This is a genomic window from Streptomyces sp. NPDC034049 (genome assembly GCF_055575575.1).
The window spans coordinates 153,530-169,622 of sequence record NZ_JBVISJ010000017.1 but is presented as its reverse complement, the minus strand read 5'-3'; the positions used below and the strand labels follow the sequence as shown (position 1 = coordinate 169,622).

13 protein-coding genes are annotated in these 16,093 nt (G+C 72.2%); 5 read left to right on the top strand and 8 right to left on the bottom strand.

From position 1 onward, the window contains the following. Positions 1-80 precede the first annotated feature (80 nt). Genes ettA through ACZ52C_RS35730 form a run of 3 tightly spaced genes read left to right on the top strand, consistent with a single transcriptional unit; the run spans position 81 to position 2,851 of the window. Positions 81-1,745, top strand: coding sequence for an energy-dependent translational throttle protein EttA (gene ettA / locus ACZ52C_RS35740; protein WP_469078692.1), 1,665 nt, complete (start codon positions 81-83; stop codon positions 1,743-1,745). A gap of 6 nt (positions 1,746-1,751) precedes the next feature. Then, the gene (locus tag ACZ52C_RS35735; protein ID WP_469078691.1) at positions 1,752-2,162 is read left to right on the top strand and encodes an acyl-CoA thioesterase; all 411 of its coding nucleotides are present in this window, start codon (positions 1,752-1,754) and stop codon (positions 2,160-2,162) included. After that, positions 2,159-2,851, top strand: coding sequence for a DUF8010 domain-containing protein (locus ACZ52C_RS35730; RefSeq protein WP_469078690.1), 693 nt, complete (start codon positions 2,159-2,161; stop codon positions 2,849-2,851). The genes ACZ52C_RS35735 and ACZ52C_RS35730 overlap by 4 nt, the downstream gene beginning before the upstream one ends. A 24-nt stretch (positions 2,852-2,875) precedes the next feature. On the opposite strand, the gene ACZ52C_RS35725 is transcribed toward ACZ52C_RS35730, so the two are convergent. Then, the gene (locus ACZ52C_RS35725; RefSeq protein ID WP_319099437.1) at positions 2,876-3,289 is read right to left on the bottom strand and encodes a globin; all 414 of its coding nucleotides are present in this window, start codon (positions 3,287-3,289) and stop codon (positions 2,876-2,878) included. A 124-nt stretch (positions 3,290-3,413) separates the two neighbouring features. Between ACZ52C_RS35725 and ACZ52C_RS35720 the strand changes: the two genes are divergently transcribed. After that, positions 3,414-4,394 (top strand): methyltransferase domain-containing protein, encoded by a 981-nt coding sequence (locus tag ACZ52C_RS35720; protein ID WP_469078689.1) that lies wholly within the window; start codon positions 3,414-3,416, stop codon positions 4,392-4,394. 90 nt (positions 4,395-4,484) lie between these two features. Here the strand turns inward: ACZ52C_RS35720 and ACZ52C_RS35715 are convergent, their stop codons facing one another. From ACZ52C_RS35715 to ACZ52C_RS35700, 4 genes are all read right to left on the bottom strand, one after another. Beyond that, entirely contained in the window at positions 4,485-6,347 is a 1,863-nt protein-coding gene (locus tag ACZ52C_RS35715) for an FHA domain-containing protein (RefSeq protein ID WP_469078688.1), read from the bottom strand. A gap of 148 nt (positions 6,348-6,495) precedes the next feature. Beyond that, on the bottom strand, positions 6,496-7,842 hold the full coding sequence (locus ACZ52C_RS35710) for a vWA domain-containing protein (RefSeq protein WP_469078687.1): 1,347 nt from the start codon (positions 7,840-7,842) through the stop codon (positions 6,496-6,498). 142 nt (positions 7,843-7,984) lie between these two features. After that, positions 7,985-9,304, bottom strand: a complete 1,320-nt coding sequence (locus ACZ52C_RS35705) for a PP2C family serine/threonine-protein phosphatase (protein ID WP_469078686.1) — start codon at positions 9,302-9,304, stop codon at positions 7,985-7,987. Next, positions 9,305-11,587: a serine/threonine-protein kinase gene (locus ACZ52C_RS35700; RefSeq protein WP_469078685.1), complete on the bottom strand. Its 2,283-nt coding sequence runs from the start codon at positions 11,585-11,587 to the stop codon at positions 9,305-9,307. Between ACZ52C_RS35700 and ACZ52C_RS35695 the strand changes: the two genes are divergently transcribed. Continuing rightward, a complete protein-coding gene (locus tag ACZ52C_RS35695) occupies positions 11,565-11,894 on the top strand; it encodes a hypothetical protein (RefSeq protein WP_469078684.1) in 330 nt (109 codons plus the stop codon). The two genes, ACZ52C_RS35700 and ACZ52C_RS35695, sit on opposite strands and share 23 nt — an antisense overlap. 1 nt (position 11,895) lies before the next feature. On the opposite strand, the gene ACZ52C_RS35690 is transcribed toward ACZ52C_RS35695, so the two are convergent. The 3 genes from ACZ52C_RS35690 to ACZ52C_RS35680 all read right to left on the bottom strand — a co-directional run bounded on the left by ACZ52C_RS35690 (position 11,896) and on the right by ACZ52C_RS35680 (position 15,834). Then, entirely contained in the window at positions 11,896-13,221 is a 1,326-nt protein-coding gene (locus tag ACZ52C_RS35690; protein ID WP_469078683.1) for a hypothetical protein, read from the bottom strand. Between the two features lie 67 nt (positions 13,222-13,288). Beyond that, positions 13,289-14,320, bottom strand: a complete 1,032-nt coding sequence (locus ACZ52C_RS35685) for a glutamate ABC transporter substrate-binding protein (protein ID WP_469078682.1) — start codon at positions 14,318-14,320, stop codon at positions 13,289-13,291. 35 nt (positions 14,321-14,355) lie between these two features. Then, positions 14,356-15,834 carry a CHASE3 domain-containing protein gene (locus tag ACZ52C_RS35680; RefSeq protein WP_469078681.1) on the bottom strand — a complete coding sequence of 493 codons (1,479 nt, stop codon included), beginning with the start codon at positions 15,832-15,834 and terminating at the stop codon, positions 14,356-14,358. Between the last annotated feature and the right edge of the window lie 259 nt (positions 15,835-16,093).

Sequence of the window (16,093 nt, the reverse complement as noted above, 5' to 3'; positions counted from 1 at the left end):
GGTTTCCGTCGAGGGCTGGCCGTGCGGCAAGATGGGTGGTACTGCCCACTGCCAGATCTCAAGTTGCCGGACGGTTTCTCTTGGCTGAGTACATCTACACGATGCGCAAGACGCGCAAGGCGCACGGCGACAAGGTCATCCTTGACGACGTCACGCTGAGCTTCCTGCCCGGCGCGAAGATCGGTGTGGTCGGCCCGAACGGTGCCGGTAAGTCCACCGTCCTCAAGATCATGGCGGGTCTGGAGCAGCCGTCCAACGGCGACGCGTTCCTGTCGCCCGGCTACACCGTCGGCATGCTCCTCCAGGAGCCGCCGCTGGACGAGTCCAAGACGGTCCTGCAGAACGTGCAGGACGGCGCCGCCGAGATCATGGGCAAGCTCCACCGCTTCAACGAGGTCGCGGAGCTCATGGCCACCGACTACTCGGACGCGCTCCTCGACGAGATGGGCAAGCTCCAGGAGGACCTGGACCACGCCAACGCCTGGGACCTGGACACCCAGCTGGAGCAGGCCATGGACGCCCTCGGCTGCCCGCCCGGCGACTGGCCCGTCACCAACCTGTCCGGTGGTGAGCGCCGCCGCGTCGCCCTGTGCAAGCTGCTGCTCGAGGCCCCCGACCTGCTCCTGCTCGACGAGCCCACCAACCACCTGGACGCCGAGTCCGTGCAGTGGCTGGAGCAGCACCTCGCGAAGTACCCCGGCACCGTCGTCGCCGTCACCCACGACCGGTACTTCCTCGACAACGTCGCGGGCTGGATCCTGGAGCTCGACCGTGGCCGCGCCATCGGCTACGAGGGCAACTACTCCACCTACCTGGAGACCAAGCAGACCCGTCTCAAGGTCGAGGGCCAGAAGGACGCCAAGCGCGCCAAGCGGCTCAAGGAAGAGCTGGAGTGGGTCCGCTCCAACGCCAAGGGCCGCCAGGCCAAGTCCAAGGCGCGTCTGGCCCGCTACGAGGAGATGGCCGCCGAGGCCGACAAGATGCGGAAGCTGGACTTCGAGGAGATCCAGATCCCGCCGGGCCCCCGCCTGGGCAGCGTCGTCGTCGAGGTCAACAACCTCAGCAAGGCCTTCGGCGAGAAGGTCCTCATCGACGACCTCTCCTTCACGCTGCCCCGCAACGGCATCGTGGGCATCATCGGCCCGAACGGCGCCGGCAAGACGACCCTGTTCAAGATGATCCAGGGTCTGGAGGAGCCCGACTCCGGTTCGATCAAGGTCGGCGAGACCGTCAAGATCTCCTACGTCGACCAGAGCCGCGAGAACATCGACCCCAAGAAGACGCTGTGGGCCGTCGTCTCCGACGAACTGGACTACATCAACGTCGGCCAGGTCGAGATGCCCTCCCGCGCGTACGTCTCCGCGTTCGGCTTCAAGGGCCCGGACCAGCAGAAGCCGGCCGGGGTGCTCTCCGGCGGTGAGCGCAACCGCCTCAACCTGGCGCTCACCCTCAAGCTCGGCGGTAACCTGCTGCTCCTCGACGAGCCGACCAACGACCTCGACGTCGAGACCCTGTCGTCGCTGGAGAACGCGCTGCTGGAGTTCCCCGGCTGCGCCGTGGTCGTCTCCCACGACCGTTGGTTCCTGGACCGGGTGGCCACGCACATCCTCGCCTACGAGGGCGAGTCCAAGTGGTTCTGGTTCGAGGGCAACTACGAGTCGTACGAGAAGAACAAGATCGAGCGCCTCGGTCCGGACGCCGCCCGTCCGCACCGCGCCACCTACAAGAAGCTGACCCGGGGCTGATCGATCTTGCGGCACATCTACCGCTGCCCACTGCGCTGGGCGGACATGGACGCGTACGGCCACGTCAACAACGTGGTCTTCCTCCGCTACCTGGAGGAAGCCCGTATCGACTTCCTGTTCCGCCCGGAGAAGGACTTCAAGCAGGGGTCCGTGGTGGCACGCCATGAGATCGACTACAAGCGGCAGCTGGTCCACCGGCACCAGCCGGTGGACGTCGAGCTGTGGGTCACGGAGATAAGAGCGGCGTCGTTCACGATCACCTACGAGGTCAAGGACCCGGACCAGGTCTACGTCCGGGCCTCGACGGTGATCGTGCCGTTCGACTTCGCGACCCAGCGGCCCCGGCGGATCACCGCCGAGGAACGCGAGTTCCTGGAGGAGTACAGGGATGACGAGGAGGGGGCCGTCGCCGCATGACGGTGCTCCACCTCGCCGACGAGGGGGAGGCCGCGGATCTCGCGGCCTTCCTCTCCCGGCTGCTCCACTACGACCGTGGAGCCGCGGTGCGCCTCCAGGGGGCCGGCACCGCGCTCGCCGTCTTCGGCCGACCGCCGTCCTTCGAGGTCCTGGCCATCCGAGCCGTGCGCCTCGCCAAGCCCTACGAGAACGGGCTCGACGCCACGCTCGACGTGACCGTGTCGGCCGGTGAACTCCTGGAGTCCATCGACGAGGCCGGCGCCACGGCCGTCGTCCCGGCGGCGGTGACCGGACCGCCGTGGGCCGGGGTGCTTCCCCCGCGCGGCGGCTGGCGCCCGGAGGAGGGGCTGCCCGCGCCGGACGCGCTCCGGGCGATGGTCTCCGCCGCGGTGCGTGAATTCCGGTCCCGCACCGAGGAGTTGCCGCCTGAACACCGGACCCGGGCCGAACTGGACGGGATCGGGCGGGAGATCTGGTCCCGTACGGTCGGGGACACACCGCTGCCGGTGCGCGCCGTGCACGCGGCCCAGTCGCTCGGCTTCCTCCGCACCCCGCGCGCGTCCGGCACGCCCGGGACGGCGACGCCGGGACTGTTCTCGTCGGGCGCGTGGCTCCGGCTGCGCACACCGTACGGGTCGATCGCCGTACGCAGGGCGGGACTGGGGACCCTGGGCGTCAGCGTCCGCTGAGCCCGGTGGCGGCCCTGGCTGTGCCTAGCCCGGGGCGTTGACCATCGAGGCGGCCGCGTAGGTGAGGTAGTTCCACAGGGTGCGCTCGTGCTCCTCGGAGAGGCCGAGGTCGTCGACGGCGTCGCGCATGTGCTTCAACCAGGCGTCGTGGGCGGCGCGGTCCACGGTGAACGGGGCGTGGCGCATACGGAGGCGGGGGTGGCCGCGGTTCTCGCTGTAGGTGGTGGGCCCACCCCAGTACTGGATCAGGAACAGGGTGAGGCGGTCCTCGGCCGGGCCCAGGTCCTCCTCGGGGTACATCGGCCGCAGGATCGGATCCTCGGCGACACCCTCGTAGAAGCGGCGCACGAGGCGCCGGAAGGTCTCCTCGCCACCGACCTGCTCGTAGAAGGTCTGCTCCTGAAGCGTGCCGCGCCGAATCTCATTCACGTTCCCCATGGTCTCAGACGCGGCGACGGAGGTCTTGAGGCTTAGGACCGGCGTGAAGCGGGCGGACCGGGCTATTCCGGACCCGCGGGCCGGGGTGCTCGCCTCTGGGGGCGTCCGGCCGCACAGTGGAGGTATGGGCACGCACTCTGTGGACCACGACTTGGAACGTCTCGCCGCCGAGGCCCGGTCGGCGCTGGTGCGTGAGATCGAGGCGAGCGGGGCGTGGGACGCCGATCCGCAGTGGCGGAAGGCCTTCGAGAGCGTCCCCCGACATCTCTTCGTCCCGTACTACTACGTGGGCGTCATGGGCGGCTTCGAGCGGCTGTGGGGCGAGGAACGCGACCCCAGGCGGCGGGCGCGCTGGATGCGGGGCGCCTACGCGGACACGCCGCTCGCCACGCGGGTGCGGGACGGCGAGCTGATCTCCTCCAGCAGTCAGCCGTCGCTGATGGCGAAGATGCTGGCCGAACTGGAGGTGCAGGACGGTGACCGGGTGCTGGAGATCGGTGCCGGCACCGGGTACAACGCCGCCCTGCTCGCGCACCGGCTGGGGGACGACCTGGTCACGACCGTCGATCTGGACGCCGACATCACGGAGGCGGCACGCAGGCATCTGGACGCCGCCGGATACCACCCGACCGTCGTCACCGGGGACGGGGCGCGCGGGGTGCCCGAGCGGGCGCCGTACGACCGGATCATCGCGACCTGCACGCTGCACTCGATCCCGCGCGCCTGGCTCGCCCAGTGCACCCCCGGCGCGCGCATCCTGACGCCGCTGGCCACGGGGCTCGTACGGCTTCGGGTGGAGGACGCCGAGCGCGCGGAGGGGCGGTTCCTGCACACCTCCGCGTACTTCGTGCCCCTGCGCGGGGGCAGTGAGCCGGAAGCGGTCCATCCGCATCTGGGCGGGCTGCCCCACCGGGCCAGGGACCACGAGCTCTTCCGGTTCCTGCTGGCCCTCACGGCGGCCAGTCTCGACCCGCACGAGGCGCTCGCCCTGTGGCAGCGCGAGGGGATGCCGTCCCGCGAGCGCTACGGCATCACGGTCCGCGGCGACCGTGCCTGGGCCTGGCTGGACGACCCGGAGGGGGCGTACGCCTGGCCGCTGCCGTGACCGGGGCCGGGGCCCGGGGCGGGCGGCGACGACTCAGGGCCGACCGATGTGCTCGGTCGGCCCTGAGCCGGTGTACTGCCGCGGGGCGGGTCAGCCCCGGCGGATCGTGATCGTCGTCCACGCGCCCACGTGAACCCGGTCCCCGTCCTGGAGGGGGATCGGCACGAAGGGCTGGATGGGCTCCTCGGAACCGTTGACCGTGGTGCCGTTCGTGGAGTTCTGGTCGACGACCGCCCAGCTGCCGTCGGGCTGCTGCACCAGGACCGCGTGCTGGTGGGAGACGCCCGGGTCCTCCGGCGGCACCGAGAGATCGATGTCGGGGGTGTCGCCGGTGGAGTGGCGGCGCCGTCCGATGGTGATCTGGTTGCCGGTGAGGGCGCGCCGCTGCTCCGGGGAGTACGCGGGCAGGTTCAGGCCGGCGGCCTCGGGGCCCGAGCGCTGCATCATCGCCATGAAGTAGTCGCGGTCGGGGCCGATGGTCGCGCTCCAGGTCGTCGGCGCCTGCGGGTACGCGGGGCCGGGCGGGGCCTGGGTGGCACCGGGCTGCGGGTAGCCGTAGCCACCCGGACGGGCACCCGCGCCGCCGGGACCGCCGGGACCGCCCGGGCCGGTCGACGGCGGGGAGATCACCCAGTCGTCGTCACCGCCGAACGAGGGGCCGCCTCCGGAACCGGGACCACCGGGGCCGCCGGGACCTCCGGGCTGCGGTCGCCGGGTCTCCTGCGGGAAGCCGGGCGGAGCGGGAGCGCCCGCCTGCTGGAACGCCTGCGGTGCTCCACCGCCACCCGGACCACCACCGTGACCCTGACCACCAGGACCCTGACCACCGGGTCCGCCCGGTCCGGGGCCGCCGGGGAAGCCGGACCCGCCAGGTCCACCCGGTCCGCCCGGTCCGCCCGGCCCACCAGGTCCGCCCGGCGTAGGCCCGGGGGGCGGCGGGACAGGTCGTGAGGGGTCGCCGCCGAAGCCGGAAGGACCGGGGCGTGAGGGATCGCCGCCGAAGCCCGAGGGGCCGGGGCGCGAAGGGTCACCGCCGAAGGCCGAGGGGCCGGGGCGCGAAGGGTCACCGCCGAAGGCCGAGGGGCCGGGGCGCGACGGATCCCCGCCGAACGCGGACGGACCGGACTGTCCAGGGCCGGACTGCCCCGGACCCGGCTGCCCCGAAGGCCCGCCGCCGAACCCGGAGGAACCCCCCGGACCCGACGGGCCGCCGGGACCGCCCGGACCCCCGGGACCACCCGGGCGTCCAGGGCCGCCGGGACCCTGACCACCGCCGGGTCCGCCCTGGGCCCCGGGACCGCCGGGCCCACCAGGACCTCCTGGGCCGCCCGGTCCGCCGAAGCCGCCGTTCGCGCCCGGTCCTCCGGGCCCGCCCGGAGGACCGGGCTCGCCGCCGAACGGCGGGCCCGACGGGATCGGCTCGGCAGGGCGGTTCACCTGCGAGGGGCGGGAGCTCTGGTAGTCGTACCCGTCACCGCCGCCGTAGGACGGCGGAGGCGGCTGCTGGAAGCGGAGCGCCGGGTTCCCGCCGGGGCCGCCCGGGCCGGGGCCGGGACCGCCGGGACCAGGGCCGCCCGGACCCGGTCCGGGCGCCGGAGGCCGCGGCGCGGCCGGGGTGTACGTGGTCGCCGTGTTGGTCAGGAAGTTCCACCGGCACTCCTCGCAGAAGGGCGCGCCGCCCTCGCGGGGCGTGCGGCACTGCGGGCAGAGTTCCGGCTCGGCGGCGAGGTGCGGTCGTCCACCGGGACCCCCAGGTCCCCCGGGACCCCCAGGTCCCCCGGGTCCTCCGGGGCCGCCCGGAGGCGGCGGAGGGGAGCCGGGCGGCGGGTATCCGTAACCGGCGCCCGGGGGCGGCGGTGGTGGCGGCGGGGGTACGGCACCGGCCATACGGTGACCGCAGACCTCGCACCAGTCGTCGGAACCCGACTGGTGTCCGTTCGGGCAGGTCGGCATGTCGGCGCTTCCCCCTCTCCTTTCCGGCCTCACGGCCGGTTCCTGTGGCCGCGACGGGCCGGTGTGGCCGCTTACCGACCGGATCCCCGGTGGGGGAGCCTGGCTCGTGTGCAGCGGTGTTTCCGGGTGTTTCTTGCTCTGTTTCCAGCTACTTCTTTACACGAACAGTCTTTGTCGACCGTGTCTCGAGAGTCATCTCGTCGGCCTCCGTGACCTTCGCCTTCAGTCGCACAGTACCTGTCGCCGCGTCGACCACGTCCACCACCTTCGCAAGCAGTTTCGCAGTATCCGCGTTCCCCGAGGCGCTGGCGAGTTGAACGGCCCGCCCCAGCTTGGCCGTTGCTCCGTCGAAATCTCCGGATTTACGGGCATCCAAACCTTGCTGGATGACTTGTGCCAATTCGGCCTGACCCGTGTAGTGCGCGACCTGGGGGTTGATCGACGTCGACGCGACCATGTCGTCGGTCCACACGGCCTTCACCAGCCCCTGGGCGCCGAGATTCTGCGCGGTGCCGTCGGGCTGCGGGATGACGAGGGAGACCCGGGCGGCCAGCATCTCCTGGCCGAGGTTCGCGGCCGGGACCTCGACGCACACGTGGTAGTCGCGGGACTCGTCCCCCCACGAGCCGGTCGGGTAGTCCCCGGCGCGCGGTCCGGCCTCGGTGCGGCGGTCGGTCAACTCCTCGACCGTGGGCGCCACTTGCTTCACGAACTTGATCCGGGTGCCGACCGGGGTCCACAGCCGGAGGGCGACGTCCGCGACCTCCTTGCCCATGGCCGCCTCCATCATCTGTGTGAAGTCGGCGGACAGGGCGGCCGGGTCCGCGACGATGTCGGCGGTGCCGAGCAGCGCGGAGGCGATGCCGGTGACCTCCTTCACCTCCCAGTCGGTACCCACTCCACGCGCGTCACAGGTGAACCGTCCGGCACAGGCGTCCAGCGCGGCCTTCAGGTCCTCCGGGGACTCGTGCTCGTTGCGGCCGTCGGTGAGCAGGATGCCGTGGCGGATGGCGACGTCCGCCGAGGCGAGCAGCCGGTCGGCGAGCCTCAGCCAGGTGCCGATGGCGGTGCCGCCACCCGCGCTGAGCCTGCGCAGCGCCTGCTTGGCCTGGTCCCGGGTGGCGGAGTCGGCGACCGCGAGCCGGCCGCCGCCGGGGTAGACCTCGCGGGCCACGTGGGTGCCGTCGATCACGGCGAAGTGGACGCCGTCGCGCAGGGTGTCGATCGCGGCGGCCGTGGCGTCCCGGGCATTGCGCATCTTGGTCGGCGGGTAGTCCATCGACCCAGAGCAGTCGACCATGAGCGCCACGGCGGCGGACGGGCCCTGCCCGGGTGAGTACAGGTGCGGCGCGGCGACCGCGCTGCCGATGGTGCCGCCGCCCGTCGCGCCGACCGTCACGATGGCGTTCACCTCACGGCCGCCCTCGGGCAGGTACTCGTTCTGGTACACCTCGACCGAGAACTGCGGCACGTTCGACTTCGAGAAATTGGCCATGCCTACTCTGATCCCCCTAGCGGCCCCACAGTGCGTGGGGTGATGACTGTGCGTGCCCGTACCCGGACCGGTCCCCTCCGGTCCGTCGGCCCTTCCCGTCCGGCCGCCGGGGCGCACGCGAACATCCGGCCCGCGCGCACCCTCAGGCCGATCCTGCCCCCTGCGGAGGGGCCGGGAACGGCAGGATCGCCACTGTTACGTTGTCGTGGCCACCTCCGTCGAGCGCGCGGCCGACCAGGACCTGCGCGCAGTGCAACGGCCGCTCGGCCGCGTCCAGGGGCACGGCCTCGGCCATCTCCTCGGCGGCCTCCGCGTAGTTCCACAGTCCGTCGGTGCACACCACCACTACACCCGGCCGGTCCGGCTTGAAGGAAGCGGTGTGCGGCTCCAGTTCGTACGCGTCGGCGCCGAGCCAGCCGGTGATCGCGTGGGCACGCTCGTCGGCGTACGCCTCGGCCTCGCTCATCAGTCCCGCGGACACCATCTGTGCCGCCCACGAGTCGTCCTCGGTGAGCCGGGCCGGGGGTGCGCTGCGGTCCACCGGCACCCAGTAGGCGCGGCTGTCGCCGACCCAGCCGACGACGAGCAGGCTCGCGGTGACGATCGAGCCGACGATGGTGCAGGCCGGCGCGTTCTGGTGCGGGGCGTGCTCCTGGGCCGTCTCCGGCTCCTCCGCGAGGGCGTTGACGGCGCTCGCGGCGGCGACGATCGCGTCGTGCATGGCCTGCTGCGGGTGGGTGCCGCGCGGGAGCGACTCCAGGACGGTCTCGTTGGCGGTGCGGGCCGCGGCGAGCGAGGCGTCGTCGGGGCGGGTCGCGGAGGACACGCCGTCGCAGACGATCGCGACGACCGCGGGGGAGCCGTCGGGCAGCGCGGTCGAGGAGATCGCGAACGCGTCCTCGTTGCGGTGGTGGCGCAGACCCCGGTCGCTGACCGCGGCGACCGCGCCCAACTCCAGTTCCATGTGGTCGCGTTCACGGGGCTGGGCGTGTCCGCAGTTCTCGCAGTAGCCGTCCCGGTCGACGCGGCCCGCGCGGCAGGCCACGCACACCTTCGTACCGGCCGCGGGGGTGGCGGGGTCGGCGGTGCGCGGGTCCGGCGGCTGGGGCGCGGCCAACGGGTACTCGTCGGGCTCGCGGGGCCGGTCGAACCGTACGCCCCGGCCCGGTCCTGGCAGTTCGCCGCCGCCGGAGTCGGTGCCCGGGATGTCGGTGGGACGGACCACCGGCGGGGGCGTGTCGGTGCTCGGTTCGGAGGCGACGGGCCAGTCCACGGGGCCGGCCTCGTCGGGGACGGCGGCCGCCGTCCCGTTCATGGTGAGGGTCGGATGGTCCGCCGGCGGTGCGGGGACCGCCGAGAGATCATGACCGCACGCACCGCAGAAGCGGTCGTCCGAGGCGAGGGGCCACTCGCAGATCGGGCACTTCGTCAGCGCGGTCGGCTGGGGCATCTGCGACATCAACTACACCCACGTCCGGGGGCGGTAACGGTTGGCACGTTCCACCAGGTCGATCCTCTCCTCGCCGCCTTGGGCGAGCCGGGCCAGTGTGCGGTACGACCGCTCCAGTCCGAAGCGGAGGCCGCGCTCGTCCAGCGTGCTGCCGAGCAGGACCCGCTCGCCGGTCGGGGGCGCGGCACCCTGGCCTCCGGAGAGTACCCAGTCCAGGGCGCAGCCAAGGACCTCTGTGGACAACTGCTCGCGGCGCACCGCGTCCAGACCGTACCCGCCGAGCGCCTCGACCTGCCCGGCGGCCGCGGTCAGATCGTCCAGGAACGGGGCGCCCGGCGCGGTTTCGGCGGTCCCGGCCGAGGGCGGCGCCGATTCGGCTCCGAGCGTCGCGTCCGCACGGTGTCTGAGCCGGGCCCGTACGGCGGCGACCCGGGCGGCGGTGTAGTGGATCGACGCCTCCGGTACGGACTCCAGGGTCCGGACGGCGTTCTGCCGGTCCCCGGCGGTCAGCCGCACCCGGGCGAGCCCGAACGCGGCGCTGACGAAGCTGGGGTCGGTCGTCCACACCAGGCGGTAGTACTCGGCGGCGTTGTCCAGCTGCCCCAGCACCTCGGCGCACAGGCCGAGGGCCAGCTTGGGGGCCGGTTCGCCCGGGAAGGCGTCGTAGATCGCGTCGAAGGACAGCGCGGCGTTCTCGTGGTCGCCGGTGGCGAGCGCGGCCACGCCCCGGTACCAGACCACCCGCCAGTCGTCGGGGTGGTCCCGCTCCAGGGCGTCCAGGGTGGCCAGGGCGATGGTGAACTCGGCCATCTCCAGCCGGGCCCGCAGCTCGCGCAGCCGCAGCTCCAGGGAGCCGCTGGGGGCCGCGTGCAGCGCTGTGATCAGCTCGGTCGGCGCGGAGGTGATCAGGCCCGCGAGGAACCCGGCGTTCGGGTCGCCCGGGTCCACGCGCGGGACGGGCAGCGCGAGGGCCGCGGCGGCGGTGTCGAGCTGCCGGGTGAGCCGGGCGGGGACGGCCGCGCCGGCGGTCAGCAGGGCGGGCGTACCGGAAGGCGAACCGGAAGGCGAACCACCGTTCCTGGTGGCCGGCTTGTCGCGGCGCGTGCCCAGCCGGGACACATCCCCGTCCAGCTTGGCGAACAGCTCCGTGTCCGTGACCTTCACCTCGGGGCCGAAGATCGTCGACAGGGCGGGCCGGGCCCGGCCCGTCTGGAGGGAGACGACCTCCCGCAGCACACCCGTCAGCTGCTCCGACATCTCCTGCGCGGAGGCGAACCGGCGGGCCGGGTCGGGGTCGGTGGCCCGGACCAGCAGCCGGTAGAAGGACTCGTACTGGCGGAAGACCTCGATGTTGTCCGGGTCGGGCAGGGAGTCCACGAAGACGTTCGTGTAGCCCTGGAAGTCGAAGGTGAGGACGGCGAGCGTGCGGGCGACCGTGTACAGGTCGGAGGCGACCGACGGGCCCACGTCGGCGACCTCGGGCGCCTGGTAGCCGACGGTGCCGTAGATGGCGGACTCGTCGTCGTCCATCCTGCGCACCGCGCCCATGTCGATCAGCTTGAGCTGGTCCTCGGTCTGGATCGCGTTGTCGACCTTGAAGTCGCAGTACAGCACGTTGCGGCTGTGGAGGTGACCGAGCGCCTCCAGGGCCTCGATGCCGTACGCGCACGCCTGCTCCACCGGCAGCGGATCGCGGCGCCCGTCCGGCGTGCGGCGGCCGTTGGCGATCTCCTTCAGCGACTTGCCGCCGACGTACTCCATGACGATGTACCCGTCCAGCGAACCGGTGCGCTGGTCGAGGTGCTCGACGAAGTTGTAGATGCGGACGATGTTGGAGTGCTCGATCTCGGCGAGGAAGCGGCGCTCGGAGATCGCGGCGGCCATCGCGTCCTGGTCGCCGGTGTCCAGCAGACCCTTCAGCACGACCCAGCGGTCCGACACCGCCCGGTCTATGGCCAGATAGATCCAGCCCAGACCGCCGTGCGCCAGACAGCCCACGACCTCGTACTGGCCGCGCACGATGTCGCCCGAGTGCAGCTTCGGCACGAAGGAGTACGGGTGGCCGCACTTGGTGCAGAAGCCCTCCGTGCGCCCCGGCCGGTCACCGCGGGCCCGGCCGACCGGCGCCCCGCAGTCCGAGCGCGAGCAGAACCGCTTCCGCTCGGGCACCTCGGCGGTCTCCAGCACCATCGAGCGCGGGTCGGGACGCGGCACGTCCGGCACCTGGACCAGGCCCACGCCGAGCCGCGCCCGCCCCGAGGAGCCGGCGGTCTTGCCGGAGCTGCGCACCGACACCGAGCGGCCCGTCGACCGGCCCGACAGGGCACGCGAGAGCCGGCCGGAGACCGAGCGGCGTGACTGCGAGGACCGGGCCGACGTGCGCGAGGAGCGCGAACTGCCGGAGCCGCGTGAGCCCCTGCCGCCCCCGGTGATGCCGGTGGGCGGGGAGTTGACCATGCCGCTCGCCGAGACGACCGGCGCCAGACCGCACTCGTCGCAGTACAGCTCGCCGCCGCCCACGTCCTCGTACGCACCCGAGCAACCGGGCCGCTGGCACGACTGCCGCGCCGTCTCCTCGCCCGCCGGGCTCTCCTCCGTCTGACTCACGGCTGTTCCTCCCTCCGGTCCTGGGGCGCAGGCTGGGCCGGTACCGACTGGCCCAGCAGTTCGGCGGCCGCCTGCTGGTAGCGCAGCACCGCCATCTCGGCGACGCGCAGATCACACGGGGCGCTCCACAGCATGCGGCGCGCCGCGTCGTACCGCTCGACCAGCAGCGAGTCCTCCGCGAAGCCGTGCCGGGCGACCTTCGCCTTGTACGCGTCGAGCCGGCCGCGCAGCTCCGCGCGGACCGCCAGGGGCGCCGTCACGGCCGTCAACGACTCGCGGGCCCGCAGCAGTTCGTCGTCCGCCTTCTGCTCCAGGGATTCGAGGAGCGGGGAGAGCCGGTGCCACTGCGCGTGTCTGCGGTACTCCGCCGCCATCGCCAACTGCTCCTGCAGCACCGTCGGCGGACCGCTCACCACGGGCACCTCCGTCGCGGCGATCTTCGCCAGCACCTCACCGCGCGCGCTGCGCGCCTCGGCGAGCGTGCGGTCCGCGCGGCTGAGCACGTCCCGCAGCTTCATCAGCCGCGCCTCCGCGTCCTGTCGGACCGTCAGCACGGCGTCGATCTCCCGCCGCACGTCGTCCAGGGCGCGTGCCTCGCGGTCGTACGTCGAGGTGTCCGGGCGGCCGCCACCGGGCGCCGAACTGCCGGGCGTGGGCACCCAGAAGGCCAGCGGGTCCGAGACGACCTGCTCACGGAGCCGGGTCAGGGTGCGGGTGATCCGCTCCAGGTCGTCGCCGGCCGGATGCTCGCCCGGGCGTACGCCCACGGAGTGCGCGAGTTGACGGGTGCGCTGGAGCTCGGCGGCCAGCAGATCGATTCTGGCCGGCAGCGCGGACCACACCGCGTCGGCGGCCACGACCATGTCCAGCGAGGACGCGTACAGGTCGTTCATCCGGTCCACGAGCGTGACCAGCGAGAACTGTTCGCTCAGCCGGGTCGTGCCCTGGAGCGTCGGCGCGTTCGCCATGGCCGTCGCGGAGCCGGCGACCGTGACCGCCTCGCCGCGCAGCAGTTCCGTCAGCTCCACCAGATCCTCACGGCTGGACCAGCGCCGCCGCGAACGGATCTCCCGGGCGCTGTGCAACGCGTCCGTGTACGCGTCGAAGTAGGCCCACAGCAGCGTGATCGACGCGTCCGCGGCGGTCCAGCGCTCCTTGGTGACGCCGGTCAGCTCGGCCCCTTCGAGCAGCCTGCGGCCCGCGTGGTCCTGAAGGGCGAGCAGCGAGGTCTCGATGGCCTCGTGCTCCGCGCCGAGCCGCGCGAGCGCACGGTCCACCTCGTCCCGGTCCATCACCGGCCCGGTGGATCCCGCGACGCCCATCGATCACCTCTCGCTGCTGTCGGTGTCCGTCAGTTGAATGCGGTCCTCTTACGTCGGTCCCGGTACGTCAGTCTCCGTACTGGGGCGAAGGCGGCCGGGACTGCGCCGAGTTCGTCCCGAGCGTCCCGGACAGCCACCTGTCGTAGGAGTTCTGCCAGCCGTCCTTGAGGTAGTCCACCAGCACCTGATTGACCCGGCGTACCAGATCGTCCGCCTCCAGGTTCATCGCCACGCCGTAGTACTCGGTCGTGAACGGCGCGCCCTTGAGGTCGACCGTCGGGTCCTGGGCGGCCTGGCTCGCGGCGAGGGCACCGTCGGTGACCACGGCGTCGACCTCGCCGAGCTGGAGCCTCACCAGGCAGTCGAGTTGGTTGGGGACGGTCAGGGAGATGTCGGCGGTGGCGGGCAGCTTGCCCGAGGTCCTGCCGGCCTCCAGGGTGGACAGGGCGGTGGAAGTGGCGGCCGTACAGATCTTCTTGCCCGCCAGCGTCTTGTCATAGCCCTTGATCGTCGAGGACTTGGGGGCCAGGACCTGCTGACCCGTCCTGAAGTAGGGCTGGGAGAAGGCGACGTCCTTCAGACGGTCGCAGCTGATCGTCATGGTGCGGACCACCATGTCGATCTCCTTCTTCTGCAACAGCGGGATGCGCTGGCTGGTGGGGATCGCCCGGAAGCGCACCTTGTTAGGGTCGCCGAGTATCTCCTCGGCGATGCGGTGCACTATGTCGATGTCGAAGCCCTCCAGCACGGCTTCGTCCTTCGTGCTGTTCGGGTCGCGGTAGCCCCAGCGGTAGCTGTTCTGGTCGACGCCGACCGTGATGACGTCGTTCTTCCGGATCCGCTCGATCGCGTCGCCGGAGGCGCTCGAGGAGGGCCGCAGGCTCCGCTTCTCGGGATCGCCCTTCTCCTTGCAGTCGTCCGCCCGCACCTGCGTGCCCCGGACCACGCCCGGGCCGCCGGTGCCCGTCGCGCCGTCGCCGCGGGTGCCCTTCACCGGCAGCACCAGGGCGAAGACCAGGGTCAGGGCGCAGAGGACCGCCATGGCGCCCACGCCGCCCCAGCCCCTGAGGCCGGCTCGCAGGCGTCGCAACGCGTGCATCGCTCCTCCTTCCACCGAGTCTCCTCCCGTCGCCGTCACCGGTACTCCGAAAGCCTGCGCCCGATGCCGAGCACCGCACCGGCCGCGCCCAGCACCGCCAGCACGGCGGCGCCCACGGGGAGACCGAGCATCGCGTCACGGCCGCCCTGGGCCGCCGTGGTGAACTCCCGCTTCTCGTAGTCGCTCGCGATGCCGAGGTTCGTGTCGACCTCGTCGAAGCAGTCGCCGGTCGGCTTGTCGCCGTCCGGGCAGTCGGTCGTGGACCTGCCGCCGATCACCTGGTCCAGAGCGCACTGGTAGTCGCCCTTGTCGTCGGCGGCGCGGGCCCTCTCGTGCCGTTTCAGCCACTCGTCCATCCCGAGACCGGCGGCCTTCACGGGCTTCGCGCCGCTGCTGTCGTCGGCCAGTTTCTCGGCGGCCGCCAGCTTGACCTCGAGATTGCGCATCTCGATCCCGAAGTTGTGGTCGAACTCGTCCACGTTCTTCTTCTGGCCCTTGTCCACGATCTCGATCGACTGCGCCCCGCGGCTGATGAGGGTCAGGTTCTCGTTGCCCCGTGCCGTGAGGGAGGCGATGCGCGCGTCGTTGAGGACGGTCAGGGACCGTACGCCGTGCTCGTAGGAGTCGTTCAGCCCCGCTCGGGCGACGGTGTGGCCGCCGGCCAGCCACAGCAGGACCACGGTGGAGGCGGCCGTCGCCGCGACCAGGCCGTGGTTCAACACCCGGTTGGTGCGCCGGTAGTTGCGGCGCTGGGCCCAGACGAGGCCGCCGATGGCGAGGACCCCGAGGCCGAGCGCGGCCCAGGGGTACGCCGTGGCCTCCGCGTAGTCGTCACGGAGCCGCTCGTTCTCGTTGTCGTAGATGCTCTGCGCCTCGTCGAGCATGACCTGCATCTTGTCGTTGGCGTAGCGCAGATAGGCGCCGCCCAGGGGGTAGCCCAGCCGGTTGTTGGCGCGGGCCCGCTCGACCAGGCCCTTGTACTCGGGCAGCAGGGCGTTCAGCTTGGCGATGCGTTCCTCGGAGTCGGAGCCGGACTTCGACGCGGTCGCGGCGAGGGCCAGCTGCTTCGCCGCCTCCCCCATCTCCCGCTCGTAGTCCTCACGCGACTGACGGGTCTCCTGCCCGCCCGCGAGGAATCCGCTGGACGCCGCCGTGTTGGCGGCGGCCAGCGAACTGTAGATCTCGGCGGCGGCGGAGCTGAGCGGCTGGCTGCCGTGGAGCACGTCGTCGGCGGCGGCCGCGCGGTCGTTCATCTGCCAGGCCGTGACGGCGCCGAACGTGACGACCAGGAGGGCGAGGACGGCACCGATGATGCGCAGCCGGCCGGGCTCGGTGGTCGCCGCGGCGCGCAACTGGTCGACGCCCTCGGCGAACGCGGTCCGGCGGGGCGGCCCGCCGTCCGGGGCCGGGGGCGGCACGGGGGTCCTCGACGGTGTGGCCTGGGGCGGCACGGCGGGGCCCGGGCCCGTGGGTGGTGCCGTCGGTGGCGCGCTGCCCTCCGGCGTGAATGTCACCTGACCTCCCCCTGGTCATCCGTCCATCGCTTCCGCCCGCTCGCACGGCCAGAGGTGCACGGCCGCCAGTATCGCCGTCGGGACTGACAACGCACAGACCTTGACTCGATCTTGTTCCCCGATCGTGTCCGTAGGCACTGTCCTCGTCGGATTCCGGCGCAGCACAAGGCTTCCCGCACCACCCCCTGCCCATGAATACGCGCTCCGATCGGGTTCGGTTCCCTGAGGTTCGAACGCGTTCGAGGGAGATCCAAGAGGG

Excerpts from the sequence above, each read along its gene's own strand:
- ACZ52C_RS35725 (WP_319099437.1), bottom strand. The coding sequence starts at position 3,289 with ATGGGGAACGTGAATGAGATTCGGCGCGGCACGCTTCAGGAGCAGACC.
- ACZ52C_RS35720 (WP_469078689.1), top strand. The coding sequence starts at position 3,414 with ATGGGCACGCACTCTGTGGACCACGACTTGGAACGTCTCGCCGCCGAG.
- ACZ52C_RS35730 (WP_469078690.1), top strand. The coding sequence starts at position 2,159 with ATGACGGTGCTCCACCTCGCCGACGAGGGGGAGGCCGCGGATCTCGCG.
- ACZ52C_RS35685 (WP_469078682.1), bottom strand. The coding sequence starts at position 14,320 with ATGCACGCGTTGCGACGCCTGCGAGCCGGCCTCAGGGGCTGGGGCGGC.
- ACZ52C_RS35710 (WP_469078687.1), bottom strand. The coding sequence starts at position 7,842 with ATGGCCAATTTCTCGAAGTCGAACGTGCCGCAGTTCTCGGTCGAGGTG.
- ACZ52C_RS35715 (WP_469078688.1), bottom strand. The coding sequence starts at position 6,347 with ATGCCGACCTGCCCGAACGGACACCAGTCGGGTTCCGACGACTGGTGC.
- ACZ52C_RS35690 (WP_469078683.1), bottom strand. The coding sequence starts at position 13,221 with ATGGGCGTCGCGGGATCCACCGGGCCGGTGATGGACCGGGACGAGGTG.